General features: G+C 70.9%; 17 protein-coding genes and 1 pseudogene. 6 read left to right on the top strand and 12 right to left on the bottom strand.

Features of this window, described 5'->3' with window-relative positions; all coding sequences use genetic code 11:
• Nucleotides 1-102 precede the first annotated feature (102 nt).
• The 5 genes and pseudogenes from OHS58_RS48855 to OHS58_RS45145 all read left to right on the top strand — a co-directional run.
• Nucleotides 103-573, top strand: a pseudogene (locus tag OHS58_RS48855) (ATP-binding cassette domain-containing protein); the annotation flags it as partial.
• 207 nt (nucleotides 574-780) lie between these two features.
• On the top strand, nucleotides 781-1596 hold the full coding sequence (locus OHS58_RS48850; RefSeq protein ID WP_442792362.1) for an ATP-binding cassette domain-containing protein: 816 nt from the start codon (nucleotides 781-783) through the stop codon (nucleotides 1594-1596).
• 64 nt (nucleotides 1597-1660) lie between these two features.
• Nucleotides 1661-2695: an ABC transporter permease gene (locus OHS58_RS45155; RefSeq protein WP_247061612.1), complete on the top strand. Its 1035-nt coding sequence runs from the start codon at nucleotides 1661-1663 to the stop codon at nucleotides 2693-2695.
• Nucleotides 2696-2697: 2 nt separating this feature from the next.
• A complete protein-coding gene (locus OHS58_RS45150; protein WP_328646349.1) occupies nucleotides 2698-3354 on the top strand; it encodes a FadR/GntR family transcriptional regulator in 657 nt (218 codons plus the stop codon).
• A 72-nt stretch (nucleotides 3355-3426) separates the two neighbouring features.
• Nucleotides 3427-4509, top strand: coding sequence for a glycoside hydrolase family 88 protein (locus OHS58_RS45145; RefSeq protein ID WP_328646348.1), 1083 nt, complete (start codon nucleotides 3427-3429; stop codon nucleotides 4507-4509).
• Nucleotides 4510-4572: 63 nt separating this feature from the next.
• On the opposite strand, the gene OHS58_RS45140 is transcribed toward OHS58_RS45145, so the two are convergent.
• The 6 genes from OHS58_RS45140 to OHS58_RS45115 form a co-directional block, all read right to left on the bottom strand.
• Nucleotides 4573-5886 (bottom strand): DNA polymerase IV, encoded by a 1314-nt coding sequence (locus OHS58_RS45140; protein WP_328646347.1) that lies wholly within the window; start codon nucleotides 5884-5886, stop codon nucleotides 4573-4575.
• 1 nt (nucleotide 5887) lies between these two features.
• Nucleotides 5888-6202 (bottom strand): winged helix-turn-helix domain-containing protein, encoded by a 315-nt coding sequence (locus OHS58_RS45135; protein WP_326955560.1) that lies wholly within the window; start codon nucleotides 6200-6202, stop codon nucleotides 5888-5890.
• Nucleotides 6199-6825, bottom strand: a complete 627-nt coding sequence (locus OHS58_RS45130; protein ID WP_328646346.1) for a hypothetical protein — start codon at nucleotides 6823-6825, stop codon at nucleotides 6199-6201. Before OHS58_RS45130 ends, OHS58_RS45135 begins: the two co-directional genes overlap by 4 nt.
• 51 nt (nucleotides 6826-6876) lie before the next feature.
• Nucleotides 6877-7608, bottom strand: coding sequence for an ABC transporter permease (locus OHS58_RS45125; protein WP_326946723.1), 732 nt, complete (start codon nucleotides 7606-7608; stop codon nucleotides 6877-6879).
• The gene (locus OHS58_RS45120) at nucleotides 7605-8513 is read right to left on the bottom strand and encodes an ABC transporter ATP-binding protein (RefSeq protein ID WP_326955562.1); all 909 of its coding nucleotides are present in this window, start codon (nucleotides 8511-8513) and stop codon (nucleotides 7605-7607) included. Before OHS58_RS45120 ends, OHS58_RS45125 begins: the two co-directional genes overlap by 4 nt.
• 152 nt (nucleotides 8514-8665) lie before the next feature.
• Complete coding sequence (locus tag OHS58_RS45115) at nucleotides 8666-10240, bottom strand: alpha/beta hydrolase (RefSeq protein ID WP_328646345.1); 1575 nt, start codon at nucleotides 10238-10240, stop codon at nucleotides 8666-8668.
• 274 nt (nucleotides 10241-10514) lie between these two features.
• Between OHS58_RS45115 and OHS58_RS45110 the strand changes: the two genes are divergently transcribed.
• Nucleotides 10515-11687 carry a macrolide family glycosyltransferase gene (locus tag OHS58_RS45110; RefSeq protein WP_328646344.1) on the top strand — a complete coding sequence of 391 codons (1173 nt, stop codon included), beginning with the start codon at nucleotides 10515-10517 and terminating at the stop codon, nucleotides 11685-11687.
• On the opposite strand, the gene OHS58_RS45105 is transcribed toward OHS58_RS45110, so the two are convergent.
• Genes OHS58_RS45105 through OHS58_RS45080 form a run of 6 tightly spaced genes read right to left on the bottom strand, consistent with a single transcriptional unit; the run spans nucleotide 11675 to nucleotide 17995 of the window.
• A complete protein-coding gene (locus OHS58_RS45105) occupies nucleotides 11675-13243 on the bottom strand; it encodes a caspase, EACC1-associated type (protein ID WP_328646343.1) in 1569 nt (522 codons plus the stop codon). The two genes, OHS58_RS45110 and OHS58_RS45105, sit on opposite strands and share 13 nt — an antisense overlap.
• Before the next feature lie 4 nt (nucleotides 13244-13247).
• Nucleotides 13248-13634 carry an effector-associated constant component EACC1 gene (locus OHS58_RS45100; RefSeq protein WP_326946718.1) on the bottom strand — a complete coding sequence of 129 codons (387 nt, stop codon included), beginning with the start codon at nucleotides 13632-13634 and terminating at the stop codon, nucleotides 13248-13250.
• Between the two features lie 52 nt (nucleotides 13635-13686).
• On the bottom strand, nucleotides 13687-15405 hold the full coding sequence (locus OHS58_RS45095; RefSeq protein WP_328646342.1) for an aminotransferase class V-fold PLP-dependent enzyme: 1719 nt from the start codon (nucleotides 15403-15405) through the stop codon (nucleotides 13687-13689).
• The gene (locus OHS58_RS45090) at nucleotides 15402-16169 is read right to left on the bottom strand and encodes an amino acid ABC transporter ATP-binding protein (protein WP_328646341.1); all 768 of its coding nucleotides are present in this window, start codon (nucleotides 16167-16169) and stop codon (nucleotides 15402-15404) included. The genes OHS58_RS45095 and OHS58_RS45090 overlap by 4 nt, the downstream gene beginning before the upstream one ends.
• A complete protein-coding gene (locus OHS58_RS45085; protein WP_326946714.1) occupies nucleotides 16162-17055 on the bottom strand; it encodes an amino acid ABC transporter permease in 894 nt (297 codons plus the stop codon). The genes OHS58_RS45090 and OHS58_RS45085 overlap by 8 nt, the downstream gene beginning before the upstream one ends.
• Nucleotides 17042-17995 carry an ABC transporter substrate-binding protein gene (locus OHS58_RS45080; RefSeq protein ID WP_326955567.1) on the bottom strand — a complete coding sequence of 318 codons (954 nt, stop codon included), beginning with the start codon at nucleotides 17993-17995 and terminating at the stop codon, nucleotides 17042-17044. Before OHS58_RS45080 ends, OHS58_RS45085 begins: the two co-directional genes overlap by 14 nt.
• Nucleotides 17996-18645: the final 650 nt, after the last annotated feature.

Raw genomic sequence — 18645 nt, 5'->3', positions numbered from 1 at the left:
GCCCGTCACTTTCACGTGAAAGTGACGGGCACGGGTTCCACCGCTCGAAGGGCGATCATGTCCAGCTCTGCTCCCGCGCTCGCCGTCGAGGGCATCGGCAAGCGTTTCTCCGGGGTCACCGCCCTCGACGACGTCTCGCTGGAGTTCCGCTCCGGCGAGGTGCTCGCGCTGATGGGCGAGAACGGCGCCGGCAAGTCGACGCTCCTGCGTGTGCTCTCCGGCGACCAGGGCCCCGACGACGGCCGGCTGCTGCTCGACGGCACCGAGGTCACCTTCGACACCCCGCGCGCGGCGATGGCCGCCGGGGTGCGCGTGATCTACCAGGAACCCGAGATCATCCCGCACGTTTCGGTGGCGGAGAACGTCTTCGTCGGCGAGCTCCCCGCCAAGGCGCGGGTCTTCAACCGCCGCACGCTGCTGAAGGCGACGCAGGACGCGCTCGCCGAGTACGGCTTCGAAGGCGTGCTCAACCCGGCGACGCTCGGCGTCGCGCTCTCGGCCGCCCAGCGGCAGATCGTCGAGATCCTGCGCGTGCTCACCGCGGACACCCCGCCGAAGGTGATCGCCTTCGACGAGCCGACGTCGTCGCTGTCCGAACACGAGGTGGACGCGCTGTTCCGGCTGATCGGGCGGCTGCGCGACAACGGCGTCGCCGTCGTCTACGTCTCGCACCGGCTGAAGGAGATCTTCCGGCTCGCCGACCGCGTCGCGGTGCTGCGCGACGGGAAGCTCGTCGGCGTCCAGCAGGCCGCGGACACCGACGAGGCCAGCCTGGTCCGGATGATGATCGGCCGCGACCTGTCCGCGCTCGAACGCCGTGTCACGCAGGACACCGGCGAAGTCGTGCTGAAGCTCGACGACGTGACCACCGACGACGTCACCGGCATCTCGCTGCAGGTCCGCGCGGGCGAGGTCGTCTGTCTGGCCGGGCTGGTCGGCGCGGGCCGCTCCGAGCTGGCCCGCGCGATCGTCGCCGACCTGCCGATCCGCTCGGGGACCATCGAGCTGGCCGGGAAACGGCTGCGCGCCCGCAACCCCGGCGACGCCGTCAAAGCGGGCATCGGCTTCGCGCCCGAAGAACGCAAGACGGACGCGCTGCTCATGCAGCGGTCCGTGCGCGACAACATCTCCATCTCCGTGCTCGACCGCCTTCGCCGCTTCCGCGTGGTGAAGCGCGCGAAGGAACGCGCGCTCGTCGAGGAGTACATCCGCGAGCTGCGCGTGCGGACGCCGTCGATGGAGCAGGAAGTCCGGAAGCTGTCCGGCGGCAACCAGCAGAAGGCCGTCCTGGCGCGGTGGCTCGCGCGGCGGCCGAAGCTGCTGATCCTCGACGAGCCGACCCGCGGCGTCGACGTCGGCGCCAAGGCCGAGATCTACCGGATCATCGACGGCCTCGCCGCGGAGGGCATCGCGCTGCTGGTCATCTCGTCCGACCTGCCCGAGGTCCTGACGCTGGCCGACCGCATCCTCGTGATGCGCGCCGGACGGCTGGCGGGCGAGATCGCCAGTGCCGACGCGACCGAGGAAGCCGTGCTGACCCTCGCCATCCCCGAAACCGAACCCGCAGTAGAAGAGCAGCAGGAGATCGGCGCATGAGTGAGCTTGCGAACGAATCGATCGACACAGCAGTAGCCGTGCCGAGCGTCAGCGAGGTCGGCGCATGAGTACCCCGACGCAGGAGAAAGCCATGTCCTCGGAGCCGGCCGCGCCGCAGCAGCCCTCGGTGGTCCGCCGGGTGCTGACCGGCATCGGCGTGCAGAACTCGAGCCTGATCATCACGCTCGTCGCGCTGATCGTGCTGCTGAGCATCCTGAACGACAACTTCCTGCGCACCAACAACCTGCTGCTGATCGGCAGCGCGATCACCATCATGGGGCTGCTCGCCCTGGTGCAGACGCTGGTGATCATCCTGGGCGCGCTGGACATCTCGGTCGGCTCGATGGCGGGGCTCGCCTCGGTCGTCTCGGCGATGGTGTTCACCTCGTCCGGCAACGCCGAGGTCGGCATCCTCGCCGCGGTCGGCGTCGGCATCGTCTGCGGCCTGGTCAACGGCATGATCATCATCTTCGGCCGGGTCAACCCGGTGGTCGCGACGCTGGCCATGCTGGCCACCTACAAGGGCATCGCGCAGGTCATCTCCGACGGCAAGTCGCAGGGTTACACCGGCGGCGACGACCTGTTCATCTTCCTGGCCAAGGGCGCCATCCTCGGCCTGCCGTCGCTGGTGTGGGTGTTCCTGATCGTCGCGGCCGCGCTGCACTTCCTGCTGAAGTACACCGACATCGGCCGCAACGTCTACGCGATCGGCGGCAACGACACCGCCGCGCGGCTGGCCGGCATCAACATCAACCGGTACATCATCGGCGTCTACGCGCTGGCCGGCGTGGTCGCGGCGGTCGCGGGCGTCCTGATCACCGCGCGCACCGGCTCGGGCCAGCCGGTGTCCGGGTCCGAGGGCCTGGAGCTGCAGGCCGTCACCGGCGCCGCGCTCGGCGGCACGATGCTCAAGGGCGGGCGCGGGTCGATCATCTCCACCGTGCTCGCGGTGATCATCCTGGGCGTGCTCGACAACGGCATGTCCGGGCTCGGCATCAACCCGTTCTGGCAGAACGTCGCGCACGGCGCCCTGCTGGTGATCGCCGTCGTGCTGCAGCAGCTGCGCAGCGGAGAGCGCCGCGTCGGCCTGCCCGAGTAGCGGTGAACCTCCACGCTCGGATAGTGGACGAGCTGGGCAGGCTCATCGTCGAAGGCGTCCTCGGGGACGGGCAGCCGCTCGTCCCCGAGGACCTCGGCCGGCGCTTCTCGGCGTCCCGCACGGTGGTCCGCGAAGCGCTGCGCGTACTGGAGTCGAAGGGCATGGTGACCGCGCGGCCGCGCGTCGGCACGTGGACGCTGCCGCCGGAGTCGTGGGACGCGATCGACCCGGACGTCATCGCCTGGCGCGTCAACGGGCCCGACGGCCGCAAGCACCTGCACGAGCTGCTGGAGCTGCGGCTGACCATCGAGCCACAGGCGGCCCGGCTGGCCGCGCACCACCGGCGCCCGGGCGAGCTCTCGGCGATGGCCGCGGCCTACGAACTGATGGCGGACGCGGTGGAACGCCAGGACACGGCGGCCTTCCACGACGCCGACTCGGAGTTCCACGCAGCCTTGATCCGCGCTTCCGGCAACGCGCTCATCGCGCAGCTACAGGTGCCCGTCGTCGCGGCTCTGCGGGCGCACGGCGAGCCGCTGGAGCTCGTCGCGCACTCCCGCGTGCTCACGCTGGTGCTGGCGAAGAACGCCGACGGGGCCGAATCCGCGTCGCGCCGGCTGCTGGAAACCGTTGCGCCGTACCGCTCACCGGCACCTTGACACGTCCAGCGGGAAGCCTGAACACTCGCTGCGACCCACCCGCCGCCACGACCTGCTGAGGAGGACGCTCCCATGCGTTTCCCGGGAATTCGCGGCTTCGGCGTGCTCGCGGCCGTGACCCTGACCGGCGGGCTGCTGTCCGCGCCGGTGGCCACCGCGGCCGCCGCGGACTGCGCCGTCGCGGACCAGATGGTCGCCGCCGGCGACTACTGGGTGGCCAACGGCACGAACCTCGACGCGATCGACTGGCAGAACGCGACGTTCCACGTCGGCAACCTGGCGCTGGTCCGGACCACCGGCCAGTCCAACCACAAGACGCTCCCCTGGGCCGAGGCCGCGAACTACCAGCTGCCGCAGGACCCGAAGCGGCCGTTCTTCCCGGACGACCAGGCGGCCGGCGAGGCCTACCTGGACCTCTACACGTACTTCCACCCGGAGATCTCGCTCGACTCGATCCGCACCCGGATTCGCGACGAGGTCGCCAGCGTGAACGCGGGTCACAAGGACTACTGGAACTACGTCGACGCGCTGAACATGGCGATGCCGTCGTTCGCACGGATGAGCGTCATCGACCAGGATCCATCCTATGTAGACGCGATGGACAAGCTGTTCAAGTCTTCGGAACACAAGCTGTTCAACGAGCTGACCGGCCTGTGGTACCGCGACGCGCGGTTCACCGGCTCGGGTGTGTTCTGGTCGCGCGGCAACGGCTGGGCCCTGGCGGCGCTGGCGAAGGTGCTGCAGGCCCTGCCCGCCACCGACCCGCACCGCGCGGAATACTTGCGGGTGTACAAGAAGATGGCGTTTTCGCTGTCCCTGCTGCAGCGGCGTGACGGCTTCTGGAACTCGGACCTGCTGAACCCGTTCGACCACGGCGGCCCGGAGAGCAGCGGCACGGCGTTCTTCGCGTACGGCATCGGCTGGGGCGTCAACGCGGGCATCCTCCCCGCCGCGAAGTACCGCCCGGTCGTCGACAAGGCGTGGACCGCGCTCTCGACGAAGGCGCTGCAGCCCAACGGCCTGGTGGGTTACGTCCAGGGCGTCGGCGACCGCCCGGCCACCGCGAAGGCCACGGACACCGCGGCTTACGGCGTCGGCGCGTTCCTGCTGGCCGGCCAAGAGGTCGCCGAACTCCAGGGCTGCTCCGCCGAGTAGCTCAAAAGCCGTGAAGGCCTCCTTACCGGCTCTTATGGCCGGGAAGGAGGCCTTCACGGCTTTTCACCGCAGGCAGTCGCCGGGTTCGCCGCGGCGTAGGGCCGGGTCGTCCTGGAGGAACGTTTTCGCGCGGCCGGGGCCGCTTGTGCGGTGCTCGAAGCGGACCGTGACGCGGCCGTGGCCTGCCCCCTGGACCCAGCCCGTGCCGTGCTCGTCGTGGACCACGTCGTCGCCTTGGCGCCAGGTCGACGGCGGTGGCGCGGGAGTCGCCGGGGCCGCGGGGGTGACCACCGTCGAAGACGGAGTTTCCGGGACGGCCAGGGTGAACAGCGCGTCCTGGTGCGGCACCGAAAGGCCGCTGTACGCGACGCCCGCCAGCCGGATGCCGCCGAACTCCGCGGGGTCCAGCAGGAGCCGTTCCGCCGTCGCGACCAGCTCCGCCAGGTCGTCCGTCGGCGCGGAGATCGTCTCGGAGCGGGTCACCGTGTGCATGTCGGTGTGCCGCAGCTTGATCACCACCGTGCGGGCCACGCGCTCGGCCTTGACCAGCCGCTGGTGCGCGCCCACCGCGATCCGCCGCACCTGCTCGCGCAGCGTCGCCAGGTCCTTGATGTCGATGTCGAACGTCGTCTCGGCGCTGACCTGCTTGGTCTCGCCGCGGTCGGCGACCGGGCGGTCGTCGAAGCCGGTGGCCAGCAGGCGCAGGTCGCGCCCGACCACGCCGCCCAGCGTGCCGACGGCGTCCTTTTCGGACAGTGCCGCCAGCTGCCCCAGCGTCTGGACGCCGATGAACCGCAGCTTGCCCTCGGCGACCGGGCCGATCCCCCACAGCGCGCGCACCGGCAGCGGCGCCAGGAACTCGCGTTCGGTGCCCTGCGGCACGACCAGCAGCCCGTCCGGCTTGGCCTCGTCGGAGGCGATCTTCGCGATCTGCTTCCCGTTGCCCGCGCCGATCGACGCCACCAGGCCCGTCTCGGACCGGATCCGCGCTCGCAGCGACGCGCAGAACGACGTCACCGCTTCGAACGAGGCACCCACGAGCGAAGGCGGCTCGGCGAACGCCTCGTCGAGGGAGATCTTCTCCAGCACCGGCGCCACCGACGTGACGACGGCGAAGACCTCCTGGCTCAGCCGCTCGTACACGCGGAACCGCGGCGGCACGATCACGCCGTTGGCCGGCAGCAGCCGCCGGGCCTGCGCCATCGGCATGGCCGAGTGGATGCCGAACGCGCGGGACTCGTAGCTCGCGCCCGCGACGACGCCGCGTGGCCCGGCGCCGCCGACGAGGACGGGACGCCCGGCCAGCGTCGGCCGGGTGAGCTGCTCGGCCGAGGCGTAGAAGGCGTCCAGGTCGAGGTGGATCACCCAGCGGGCCACGTCAGTCCCCGCCGGTCGCGTCCAGCAGCTGGTGCAGGGCCTTCGTGTAGCTCTCGAACGCGGCCCGCCCAGCGGCGGTCAGCCGGACCAGCGTGACGGGCGTGCGGTGTTCGTAGGCCTTGGTGATCTCGACGTACTCGGCTTCTTCGAGCTTGCGCAGGTGCGTCGAGAGGTTGCCGGCCGTCATGTCGAGCAGCTGCTGCAGCCGCGGGAACGTGATCTGGTCGTTCGAGTGCAGCCCGGCCAGCGCGACCGTGACCCGCAGCCGCGCCTGGGCGTGGATGACGGGGTCGAGCTGCGGCAGCGGATCGCTCATCGCCGGCCGCGTTTCTCACGCACGAAGTACACGATCGCGCCGAGCAGGAACCCACCGCCACCGCAGACGGTGAGCACGAGGAAGTTCGCCGGGTAGCCGACGAGGACGCTCAACGCGGCCGAGACGAGCATCCACGCGCCGAGGCCGTACATCATCCGGTCCTGCCAGATCGTGCCGCCCGCCATGTACATGACGCCCGTCAGCAGCAGCCACGTCCCGGTCCACATCAGGGAGATCTGGTCGGGGGTCAGCGTGCCGAAGCTCGTGATCCGGACGTCGACGACCGTCAGCCCGATCGACCCGAGGCACCAGCTCCAGCCGTACATCGCCCCGGTGATGCGGGACGGTCCCCGCAGCCCGCGCCCGGCGCGCGCGGTGACGTAGATCGTGTAGCCGACGGCGCCGAAGAACAGCACCGGGACGACGATGCCGCCGATCCAGACGGGCACGGCGTCACCGGATTGGGTGGCGTAGTAGGTGAAGCCCCAGCCGATCAGCCAGGCGAGGGCCCACGCCGCCAGGATGCGCGCCGGGCCCCCGCCCAGTTCCCGGCGCATCCGCCGGTTCTGCTGGGCGATCAGGTTCAGCGACTCTTCCGCCGACAACGGTTCGTCGTCCACCATGATCACCCTCCCGTGCAGACCCCGCGATACTGCACGGAAGTTAACACGCATTCACAGCCGCGCCGTGTCCAGCCGGAACCGGCGCACCACCACGAGGGCCGGGACGATCAGCCAGCCCGCCAGCACCAGCGCCGCCAGGCCCATCCCGCCCGCGTGGGCGAGCGGTTCCAGCCCGACCCGGCCGAGCCAGAACGTCGGGAAGAAGTGGGCGAGCGTGGCCATCCAGTCCGGCAGGACGTAGAGCGGGATCCACAGGCCGCCGAGCATGCCCAGCGGCATCATCAGCGCGCCGGTGACCGCGCCGACCGTGTCACCCTTGCCGAACAGGCCGATGGCCAGGCCGAGCACGGCGAACGGGAGCGTGCCGAGCCACAGCGACACCAGGACCAGGCCCCACTGCGCGGCGCTCATCTGCACCCCCATCGCCAGGCCCGCGGCGAACACCACCACGAGCACCGGCAGTGCGACGGCCATGGCCGAGATGACCTTGACGACCAGGTAGCCGGGGCCGCGCATCGGCGTCAGGCGCAGTTGCCGCTGCCAGCCGTCGGTGCGTTCCTGCGCCACTCTCGTGCCGGTGAACAGGGCGCCGCCGCTCGCGCCGTACGCGGCGAGGTTGATCATGGTCTGGACGTCCGCCGGGAGGCCGTTCGGCGCGACGAGCTTGCCGAAGATCGAGCCGAACAGCAGGAACATGGCCACCGGCATGCCGATGGTGAAGATGGTGAACTGCGGGCTGCGGACGATCCGCTTGATCTCCAGGCTCAGGTACGTCGTGTTCACGCGACGGCTCCTTCGGTCTCGTCGGCGGTGAGGGCGAGGAACGCCTCTTCCAGGCCGAGCGCGGTGATCTCGATGTCGGCGGCGAGCGGGTGCGCGGCGAGCAGGCCGCGGATCGCGGCGTCGGAGTCGGCGCAGGCCAGCTCGGCGCGGCCGGCGCGGATCTGCACGCTCGTGACGCCCGGGAGCGCGGCGAGGTCGCTCTCGCCGGCGCCGGGCACGACGGCCTTCAGCACGCGCCCGGACACCGCGGCCCGGACCTCGGCGACCGGCCCGTCGGCGACGACCTTGCCGTGGCGCATCAGCACGACGCGGTCGGCGTAGTCCTCGGCCTCGGCCAGGTAGTGCGTCGCGAACACCACGGTGCGGCCGGCGTCGGCGAAGGCGCGGATGGACGCCCAGAAGGACCGCCGCCCGTCGACGTCCATCGCGGCGGTGGGCTCGTCGAGCACGAGCAGCTGCGGGTCGCCCGCCAGGGCGAGCGCGAACCGCACACGCTGCCGCTCACCGCCGGAAAGCTTGCCGCAGCGGCGTTTCACGAGGTTCTGGAGGCCGGCCCGGGCGATCACCTCGGCCGCGGGCAGCGGCTTGGCGTGCGTCGAGACGACCAGCGCGACGATCTCGCCGACGGTGACGTCCGGCAGCAGCGCGCCGTTCTGCATCATCGCGCCGACCAGCCCCCGGTCGACGGCCTCGCGCGGGCTCCCGCCCCCGACGACGACCTCCCCCGCGTCCGGCTTGGTCAGCCCCAGCAGCATGTCGACGGTGGTCGACTTGCCCGCGCCGTTCGGCCCGAGCAGCGCGACGACCTCCCCGCGCGCCACCTCGACCGACACATCGGCGACGGCCGTGACCGCCCCGAACCGCTTGGTCAGGCCGTGGAGCGCGAACGCCGGTCCGGTGTCCATGGGTCCCCCTTCGTGAACTTTGAATCGCAAAGTCGCTATGGACTTTGTAACACAAAGTCCGCTCAACTTCAAAGCCCCCGGTGCGGGAGAGCGCACAAAAGCGGGGTGCCGGGCCCTGGGCCCGGCACCCCGCTTTCAGCGGTTACCGCAGGTCAGCCGGTGAACCGACCCGAAACCAGACCCTGCGTGTCGGCCTTGGCCGAAGCAGCCGGAGCCGGCGCCGGGGGCGTCGGCTGGGGCAGCGGGGCGCACTCGACGTCGGCCGTGCGGCCCGGCTTGCGGGCCGGGAGGGCGCCCGTCGCCAGGTAGTCGGCGATCTTGTTGTCGACGCACGCGTTGCCGCGCGGGGTGATCGCGTGGCTCGTGCCACCCGGCTCGGCGATCAGCGAGGCACCCGGGAAGCGGCTGCGGACCTCGAGGCTGCCCGGGAACGGCGTCGCCGCGTCCAGCGTCTCGTCGATCATCAGCACGCTCTGCACGCCGTGGCCGTCGACCTTCGTCGGCGTGCCCGGCTTCACCGGCCAGTTCAGGCACGGCGCGTTGTACCAGGCGTTCTGCCACGTGAAGTACGGCGCCTTGGCGAACGTCTTCCAGTTGTCGGCCTTCCACTGGTTCCAGCTCGTCGGCCACTGGACGTCCGAGCACTGGACGGCGAGGTAGACCGCGTAGCCGTTGTCGTCGCCGAGGCCGCCGAACGCCTCGAACAGCGACTTCATCGTCGCCACGTCACCGTTGTTGACGAACTTCGACAGCGCGTCGCCGAGCAGCGTCCAGCGCAGCTGGTAGTAGGACGCCTGCTGGATGACGTCGATCAGCTCGTCCGAGCCGATGACCCCGCCCGCGGGGTGCAGCGCCAGCTTCAGCAGCTGCTCGTTCACGACGCGCTGCACCGCCGGCTGCGTCTTGCCCAGGTGGTAGACGTCGTCGTGCTGGGCGAGCCAGCCGAACCAGATCCGGATGTTGACGTCGAACGCGACGTCCTGGTTCAGGTTGTCGCCGTACCAGACGCCACGCGGGTCGACGGTCGAGTCGAGGATCATCCGGCGCACGTTCTGCGGGAACAGCGTGCCGTAGACCTGGCCGAGGTAGGTGCCGTAGGAGTAGCCGTAGAAGTTCAGCTGCTTCTGGCCCAGCGCCTTGCGGATGGAGTCCATGTCCTTGACCGTGTCGGTCGTCTTCATGTTCTGCAGCAGCGCGCGCGAGTTGTTCTTGGCGCACGCGTCGGCGTAACCCTTGGCCTTGGCCAGCCAGGTGCGCTCGAGCTGCGGCGTCACCGGCACGTACTCCGGCCGGTCGTAGGTCATGTAGTTCGGGTCGCACGACAGCGCGGGCTTGCTCGCGCCGACCCCGCGCGGGTCGAAGCCGATCCAGTCGTACGCGTCGCCCGCGTGGTTCGGCACCTTCGGGCCGCGGGTGGCCAGCAGCAGGCCGGAGCCGCCGGGGCCGCCCGGGTTGGTCAGCATGACGCCCTGGTACTGGGCGTCCGCGACCTTGTGCTTGACGCGGCTGACGGCGAGCTGGACCTGCTCGCCGTTCGGCTTCGAGTAGTCGAGCGGGACCGCCAGGTACCCGCATTCGGCGCCGGCGGTGACCAGCGTCGGGTCGGTACACGGCCCCCAGGCGATCGACGCGGCGGCCGGCGCGGGCGCGGCGGTCGCGGCCGGCGCGGCCACGAGCGCGGACGCCAGTGCGGCGGCGGCCACCGCGGCGATTACAGCACGTCTCACTGTTTTCTCCCTTTTCAGCTCCGACGAAAGCGGGTGAACCCTAGACCCGCCTCCGGGCCGCAGGTACCGCAAACGGTTGCCCGTCGGCGAATGCCCTACGAAAGGAGGAAATCGGGTGGCGCGCCGAATCGGACATCCCGTACGGTGCCGGTCATGATCTACTTCATCCGCCTCCGCCGCGTCTGAGACGGCGTGACCGCAGGACCGCCCGCGTACCGGGCCGGTCCCCCTTCACCTGCGCGCCGTCTGCCCTTCTTCCTCTTGAAGGAGACTCATGCTGCGCAAGCACATCGTCATGGTCGGCTGCACCGCGCCGAGCCACGTCTACCCGTCGCTCGGCGTCATCACCGAGCTGGTCCGCCGCGGGCACCGCGTGTCCTACGTCGTCGGCGCGCCGCTGGCCGGGCTGGTGTCGCCGACCGGCGCGTCCGTGGTCGAGCACCCGACGAGCTTCCCGCTCGGCGAGGCCGCCGTCTGGCCGGACGACCCGGCCGACGCGATGCGCGTCTTCCTCGACGAGGCGATCGCGATCCACCCGCGGTTGACGTCGGTGTTCGACGAAGACCGGCCCGACCTGCTGCTGTACGACATCGGCGGCCTGGGCGCGCCGGTCCTCGGCGAGCGGTACGGCGTCCCGGCCGTGCAGCTGTCGCCGACGCTGGTGGCCTGGGACGGCTACGACGAGGACATGGCCGAGGTGCTGGCCCCGATCAAGGCGTCACCGTCCGGTGTGGACTACGCCGCGACGTACACCGCGTGGCTGCGGGCGAACGGGATCTTCGCGGACGCCTGGGACTGGATCGGGCACCCGCCGCAGGTCCTGTCGCTCATCCCGCGGGCGATGCAGCCGCACGCGGATCGCGTCGGGGACCACGTCCGGTTCGTCGGGCCGTGCCTGGACCCGTCCCGGCTGGCGGACCGGTCGTGGAAACCACCGGCTTCGGGACGTCGTGTGCTGCTGGTGTCGTTCGGCACGGCGTTCAACGACCAGCTCGACGTCTACCGGGCGTGCGTCGAGGCGTTCGCATCGGATTGGCACGTCGTGATGTCGATCGGCAAGCACGTCTCGCCGGACGCCTTGGGACCATTGCCATCCTCGGTGGAGGTGTTCGAGAGCGTGCCGCAGCTGGCCGTACTGGAGGCGGCGTCGGCGTTCATCACGCACGCCGGCATGGGCGGCGCGACGGAGTCGCTGTGGTTCGGCGTCCCGACGGTCGCGATCCCGCAGGCCGCGGACCAGTTCGGCAACGCGGCCCAGCTGGAAGCCCTCGCCGTCGGGCGGCACCTGCCGGCTTCCTCGGTGACCGCGGCGTCGTTGCGGAAGGCGGTCGACGAGGTGTCGTCGTCACCTTCCGTCGCTTCCCGGCTCGCGGAGCTGAAGGCGGAGATCCGCGGCCACGGCGGAGTAGCCGCGGCGGCGGACGCGGCGGAGTCCTACTTGGACTGACGGCGGAGGAGATTGGCGACGCCGATCACGAGGAAGACCACGAAGATCATGGCGAGCAGGAGGATCAGCGCACCGCCGACACCACCGAAGCCGAGCGCCGTGATCAGGACGAGGACGAGACAGGCGGTGCCCAGGTAGAACCGCGCGTCGCGGGCCGGACCGCGACGACCGGGGATGGCGGGATCCGGCGGGATCGTGCCTCCGGCGGACGGTCCCGCCGGTTTCGACCGAGCTGCTCGCGGTACCGGGGTCGTCGCCGGCGGCTTCGAAGCCGGAGTTGTCCTTGCCGGAGTCGCCCTTGCCGGAGTTGTCGTCGGCGGCGGTTTCGGAACCGGAGTCGTCCTTGCCGGAGTCGTCCTTACCGGAGTTTTCGGCTTCGGCGCCGATGGTGTCGTCTGCGGCACCACCGGTGCCGGCTTCGGGGCCGGTGGCGCGATCCCGGGCGCGGCTCCGGCTTCCGGCTCCGCTTCGGGCACTTCGGCAGCCGACGGCTGCTGAAGCGCCGAGGTCGCCGCGACCTGGGCCACCTCGTCGGCCGAGCCGACCGGAACACCCGGCGAAACCGCCGCCTCGACCGGTGGCGGCGGCGTGCCCGCCGTGACCCGCGTCGCCTCCTCCGCCGCTCGCGCCCACGTCCGGGCCGTCGCCGAGACCATCCGGCTGTCGTCGTCCACCAGGCGGCGGATCTCCTTCTCCGTGCGGGCCTTCACCACGCTGTTGCCCACCCGGTTGAGCCGCACCAGACCCTCCAGCGCCGTCAGGCGGTCCGCCGCGATCGGGCTCGCCAGGCCGTGCCTCAGGTACTCCGGCAACGCCCAGTGCGGGTTGCGCGCCAGCACGATGCGACCCTCCACATCGGACTGGTGCTTCGGCCGCTGCCGGGGCATCTCCGCCACCACGTGCTCGTGGACGTAGCTGTACAGCTCGTCGACCGTGACGTCGCCGTCGCCGTCGAGGTCCGCGCTGCCGTCGCGCAAGCCCGCCACCAGGTGCCGGGTGAACACCGAACGGGCCGCCGAGCCCACCACCGAATCGCCCTCGAACGAGTACTGCGTCGCGTCCGATGCCGTCAGCACCGCGCGGCCGCGGCCCTGGAACCGCTCCAGCGTGTGCACGTCCGTGCCCGCCTTCGCGAGCTTCCCCGACGGGAACGCGCCGCTGTAACAACAGTCGAGCACCAGCACCTTCTGCCGCGACGCGCAGCCCGCCATCGCGCGGTCCACCTGCTCCGCCGCCAGCGCGGTGAACATCAGGCTGTCGCGGCGGGTGTTGGCCATCGCCAGGTAGAGACTGCCGTCGTCGTCCTTCACGCCGTGGCCGGTGAAGTACAGCAACGTCAGCTCGTCACGGCGGCGGCCGCGGTAGAACTCGCCGATGGCCTCGCCGACGACGTGGTGCGGCTGGTCGACCAGCGTCGTGACCTCGAAGCCGGCGATCTCCGGGTCGCTGAGCACCTCCGCCAGCGCGCGGGCGTCGCCGCCGGGCGCGGTCAGCCGCCGCAGCGCCGGGTCGGTGTACGTCTCGGTCGCGATCAGCAGCGCGTGCCGGGCGGCCACGGCCCTAGCCGTGCCGTCGGACGAAGGCGTCGATCAGCTGCTGCCGCTCGGCCGCGGTGGCGCGTTCCAGCTCGACGGTGTCGCCGTCGACGGTCACCGTGATCCGGTGCTTGCCCGCCTGCCGCCCCAGCCACTCGCGCAGCGTCTCGACCAGCCCGGGGAACACCCCGCCGGCCGCGCTGAAGGCCACCACGAGCGAGCCGATCGTCACCGGGTCGGCGGCCTTCGCCCCGGGCGGCGGCTCCCCGGCCGGGACGGCGGCGAGCACGTCGAGATCCAGCTCGGCCAGCTCGGCGCGCAACCGCCGGGCCAGCCGGTCCAGCTCCTCGGCGTCGGCCTCGTCGTCCGCCTCCAGCCGCAGCAGCGCCCGCCGCGTGTCCGGTTCGGTCATCGCCACATCGTCCGCCCCGCCGGGGGCGCGGACAAGGTCCAATCGGGCAGGCTCAGGCGCGGATTTCGTTGAGGTAGTTGTAGATCGTGTAGCGCGTCACGTCCAACCGCCCGGCGAGGTGGTCGACCGCGTCCTTGATCAAGAAGTACCCGGCCTCGTCGAGTTCGCGCACCACACCGGCTTTGTGGCGCTTCTTCATCAGGTCCACCGGGATCCCGGCCTTGCCGATCGCCCGGTCGACCAGGAACCGTTGCAGGCTGTCGACATCCGGTGGGAAAGTCTCCGGCTCGCCGTTGCCGCCCGTCGACGCGGCCGCGTCGACGCTGTTGACGCACAGGCAGCCGACCGCGACACCGTCGGCGTCACGCAGGAAGAGCGTCGACGAGCGGATCGCGCGGCCGTCCGGGCCGTGGGTGCGGTAGTTCGTCAGGTCCTGCGTCGTGCCGCGGCGGACCAGGCCGAGCAGCAGGTCGGTCATCGGGCCGCCCACGTTGCGGCCGGTCAGGTCGCCGGCGATCGCGACGATCGAGTCCGGCAGCCGGCTCAGGTCGTGCAGCAGCACCTCGTTGCCCGGGCCGAGCATCGCCGCGAGCCCCGGGATCGCCGGCACCAGCGCGGTCAGCACCTCGTGCGTCGTCGCGCCCGCGGCCGGGATGGCCAACGGCTCCCGGGGTTTGGTCAGCGTCTCCAACGCCTCGCGGAGCAGGTCCGCGGCGGCCGCCGGCGTGGACGCGTGCGGCGACAACCGGACGTGCTCGGGCCGGACGGTCGCGGCGATCCCGGCGGTGGCCAGCGCCGCGCCGACCTGCTCGGCCGGGTGGCCGGGCAGCGTGAACGCCAGGATCCCGGCTCGCCGTTCGGTCGCCGAGACGACCTCGGCGCCGCAGGAGGCCAGCACCTCCTCGAAGGACCCGATCCGCTCGGCGATGCGGGCGGCGATGGCGCCGACACCGGCGTCTTCGACCAGCTCCAGGGCCTCGGCGAACGCACCGGACGTGATCGGGCTGAGGTTGGAGATCGACCAGGCCTGGGCGGTGGTGTCCGGCGGGTGGATCTCGTCGTCGAACAGGCCGGGGTCACGCGCGCCGGTCCAGCCCGACAGCACCGGGTCCATCCGGTCGAGCGCCCGGTCCGACAGCACCGCGAAGCCGGTGCCCCAGCCCGCTCGCAGCCACTTCTGGCCGCCGACGACCAGGACGTCCGCGACCTCCCACGGCGCCTCGATGACGCCGAAGCCCTGGATGCCGTCGACGACCAGCAGCCGGTCGCCGACGACGTCGCGCAGCGCGGCGAGGTCGGCGCGGAAGCCGGTGCGGAAGTCGACAGCGCTGACGCTGACGGTGGTGATCTCCGGCGTCAACGCCTCCGCGACGTGCTCGGGCGTCACGTAACCGCCGGTCAGGCGGCGCAGCTTGAGCCGTCCGGCCTGTTCGGCGCGGGCCCACGGGTAGGTGTTGGCCGGGAACTCCGCGGCCGACACCAGGACCTCGCCGCTGCTGTGGAACGCGGCCTGGAACAGCCCGAGGCTCGTGTTCGGCAGCAGGACCGTGTGGTCGGTGTCCGAGCCGGACAGGCGTGCGGCGGCGGCCTTGGCCCGGATCTCCTGCCGCATCAGCTCGTCCACAGTGGACGGACCGGCCGTGGTGGCCTGGTCGAGCAGCGCGGCCGTCGTGTCGAGCACCGCGTGGGACGGCGGGCCGAACCGGGCGAAGTCGAGGTAGCCGGCGGGCTCGTCGAACTGGAGCAGGTACCGGGGCGAAATCCGCGTCACGCGAGGATCCTCGCCAGGAACTGCCGGGTGCGTTCGTGCTTCGGCGCGCTCAGTACCTCACTCGGCGGCCCGGTCTCGACGACGGCGCCGTCGGCCAGGAACACCACCTCGTCGGCGGCCTCCGCGGCGAAGCTCATCTCGTGCGTCACGACGACCATCGTCATCCCCTCCCCCGCCAACGTACTCATCACTTCGAGCACCTCGCCGACCAGCTCCGGGTCCAGCGCCGACGTCGGCTCGTCGAACAGCATCAGCTTCGGTTTCATCGCCAGCGACCGCGCGATCGCGACGCGCTGCTGCTGCCCGCCGGACAGCTGCGCCGGGTAGGCGTCGCCGCGGTGGGCGAGGCCGACGCGGTCGAGCAGCTCGAGGCCCTGCTTGCGCGCCTCGTCCGATTTGCGGCCCAGTACCCGGATCGGCCCCTCGACGACGTTCTCCAGCGCCGTCCGGTGCGCGAACAGGTTGAACCGCTGGAACACCATGCCGATGTCGCGGCGCTGGCGGGCGACGTCCCGTTCGCGCAGCTCGTACAGCTTGCCGCCGCGTTGCCGGTAGCCGATCGGCTCGCCGTCGACCCAGATCTGGCCCGCGTCGATCGTCTCCAGGTGGTTGATGCAGCGCAGGAAGGTGCTCTTCCCGGCGCCGGACGGCCCCAGCAGGCAGACGACCTGTCCCTTGTGGACCTCCAGGTCGATGCCGCCGAGGACTTCGGTGTGGCCGTAGGACTTCTTGACGCCGACCGCGCGCAACAAGGGCTCAGACACGGGCACTCCTCACCAGCGGCACGCCGCGCAACGCCTTGCCGGCGCGGGAAAGCGGCCCGCGGTCGGCCTGGCCGAACGCGCGTTCCAGGTAGTGCTGGCCGACCCCGGCGACGGTCACCACGACCATGTACCAGACGGCCGCGGCCAGCAGCGTCTCCATGACCAGCAGGTTGTTCGACGAGATGTTGTTGGCTGCGTGGATCAGCTCGGTCACGCCGATCACCGACGCCATCGACGTCCCCTTGAGCATGTTGATGAAGTCGTTGCCGGTCGGCGGGATGATCACGCGCATCGCCTGCGGCAGCACGACCCGGCGCAGCGTCGCGGCCGGCGTCATGCCGATCGACTTCGCTGCTTCCGTCTGTCCGCTGTCGACGCTGTTCAGCCCGGCCCGCACGATCTCGGCCATGTACGCGCTCTCGTTGAGCGCCAGGCCGAGGAACGCCGCGGTGAACGCGCTGATCAGCACGTTCGTCTGCGCGTCGACCAGGAACGGGATGTGGATGACGGGGAAGACGAGCGCCAGGTTGTACCAGAGCAGGATCTGCAGCAGCACCGGCAGGCCGCGGAAGATCCAGATGTAGCCGGCGGCGAACCACCGGGCGACCGGGTTGGCGCTGCGGCGCAGCAGGGCGATGACGATGCCCAGCACGATCGCGACGGCCTGCGACAGCACGGCGAGGACGACGGTGTTGAGCAGCCCGGTCGCCATCACCTTGAAGAAGACGAAGTCCGGGACCTGGCTCCACTCGATCTGCGCGTTGCCGAGGGCGACGCCCAGCAGCACGAGCAGCGCGAGGATCACGACGGCGGCGACCCACCGGCCCCAGTGCCGGAGCCGGACGATCGGCAGTGGTTCGATCCCGGCCGGTTCAGGAGCCGCCATTGATCGCGACCTCCTTGATCGCCCCCTGGTCGACCCCCCAGGCCTGCAGGATCTTGCCGTAGGTGCCGTCGGCGACGAGCGCCTGCAGCGCCTTCTGCACGGAGTCGGTCAGCGGCTTGTTCTGCTTGTTGACGCCGATGCCGTAGGGCCCGCCTTCGATCGGCTCACCCGGGACGACCTCGAAGAACTTGCCGTCCCCCGCCGTCTTCGAGATGTAGACGGCGCTGGGCAGGTCGTTGAGGATCGCCGCGACACGGCCGGTGCGCAGCTGGTTCTGGTTCTGGTTGTCGCTGTCGGTCGCGGTGACGTTGACGGCGGGCTTGCCGGCCGACGTGCACTTGGTGCTCTGCGTCGCGGCGAACTTCTGGTGACTGGTCCCCTGCACGACGGCGACGTTCTTGCCGCACAAGGCGTCCGGCCCGGTGATGCCGTCCGGGTTGCCCTTGCGGGTCATGATCGTGATGCCGGAGGTGAAGTAGTCGACGAAGTCGATCTGGGCCTGGCGGGCTTTGGTGTCGTTCATCCCGGCCATGGTGAGGTCGATGCGGCCGGACTGGAGGCTGGTGATGAGCGAGCCGAAGGCCATGTCCTGGTGCGTCACGGTCACCCCGAGCTTGGCGGCGATCGCCTTGGCGAGATCAACCTCGTACCCGATCGGCGTCTTGCCGTCGGCGGCGTAGAAGTTGTTGGGCGCGGACTGCAGGTTCGAGGCCAGATGCAGCACCCCGGCCTGCTTGACGTTCGCCGGGAGAGCGGCGTTGAGCTGCGCGTCCTTCTGCACACCTTGGACGATCGCGGCGGTATCGGGAATGCCCCCGGACGCGGGCGCCCCGGGAGCCTGCGACGTCCCGCCGGCACCGTCTGGGCCACCACCACAGGCGGTCACCAGGACGGCCAGGCTCGCGAGCAACACCGCCTGGACTGCACGGGAACGGGACATAGCGGACCTCCACTGTTCGGCTGACGGGAACGGTACAACTCGTTGTTGAAGAGGTCAACTGTCTGTTGAAATCTGGTTGGGTCGGCCACTGTCCGTCGCGAAGGGGCCGCTCGCGACTGTCGGGGTGCGCGAACGGCCCGCTGGCGACGGTCGTTGGGGGCGCGCGAATGGCCCGTTGGCGACGGCCGGCAGGGCCCGAACGGCCCGTCGGCGACCACCGCACGATGCGAACGGCCCACTGGCAACGACGGGTTGCGCGCGAACGGCCCGTCGATGACCACGCCACCGAGGCACGAGCGGCCCGTTGATGACGGTCGGCAGCGCACGAACGACCCGTTGATGACCACCGAGGGATACGAACGGCCCACTGGCGACGGCAGGTCCCGCGCGAACGGCCCGTCGATGACCACCACCGAGGCACGAACGGGCCACTGGCGACAGTCGGCGGCGCACGAACGGCCCGTTGCCGACCATCGAGGGGCGTGAACGGCCCGCTGGTGACCATCACCCAGGCGCGAGCGGGCTCCTGGCGACAGTCGGCAAAGCTCGAACGGCCCGCTCTCGACCACCGCCGAGGCGCCAACGGTCCGTCCGTGCCCAGCGGAGGTGCGCAAAGCGCACGAACGGGCCGTTCGCGCACCTGGACCAGC

It is taken from the genome of Amycolatopsis sp. NBC_00348, from assembly GCF_036114655.1.
In the GTDB taxonomy this organism is placed as follows: Bacteria; Actinomycetota; Actinomycetes; order Mycobacteriales; family Pseudonocardiaceae; genus Amycolatopsis.
The sequence above is the reverse complement of the archived record's forward strand: the minus strand, read 5'-3'. Positions and strand labels throughout refer to the sequence as shown.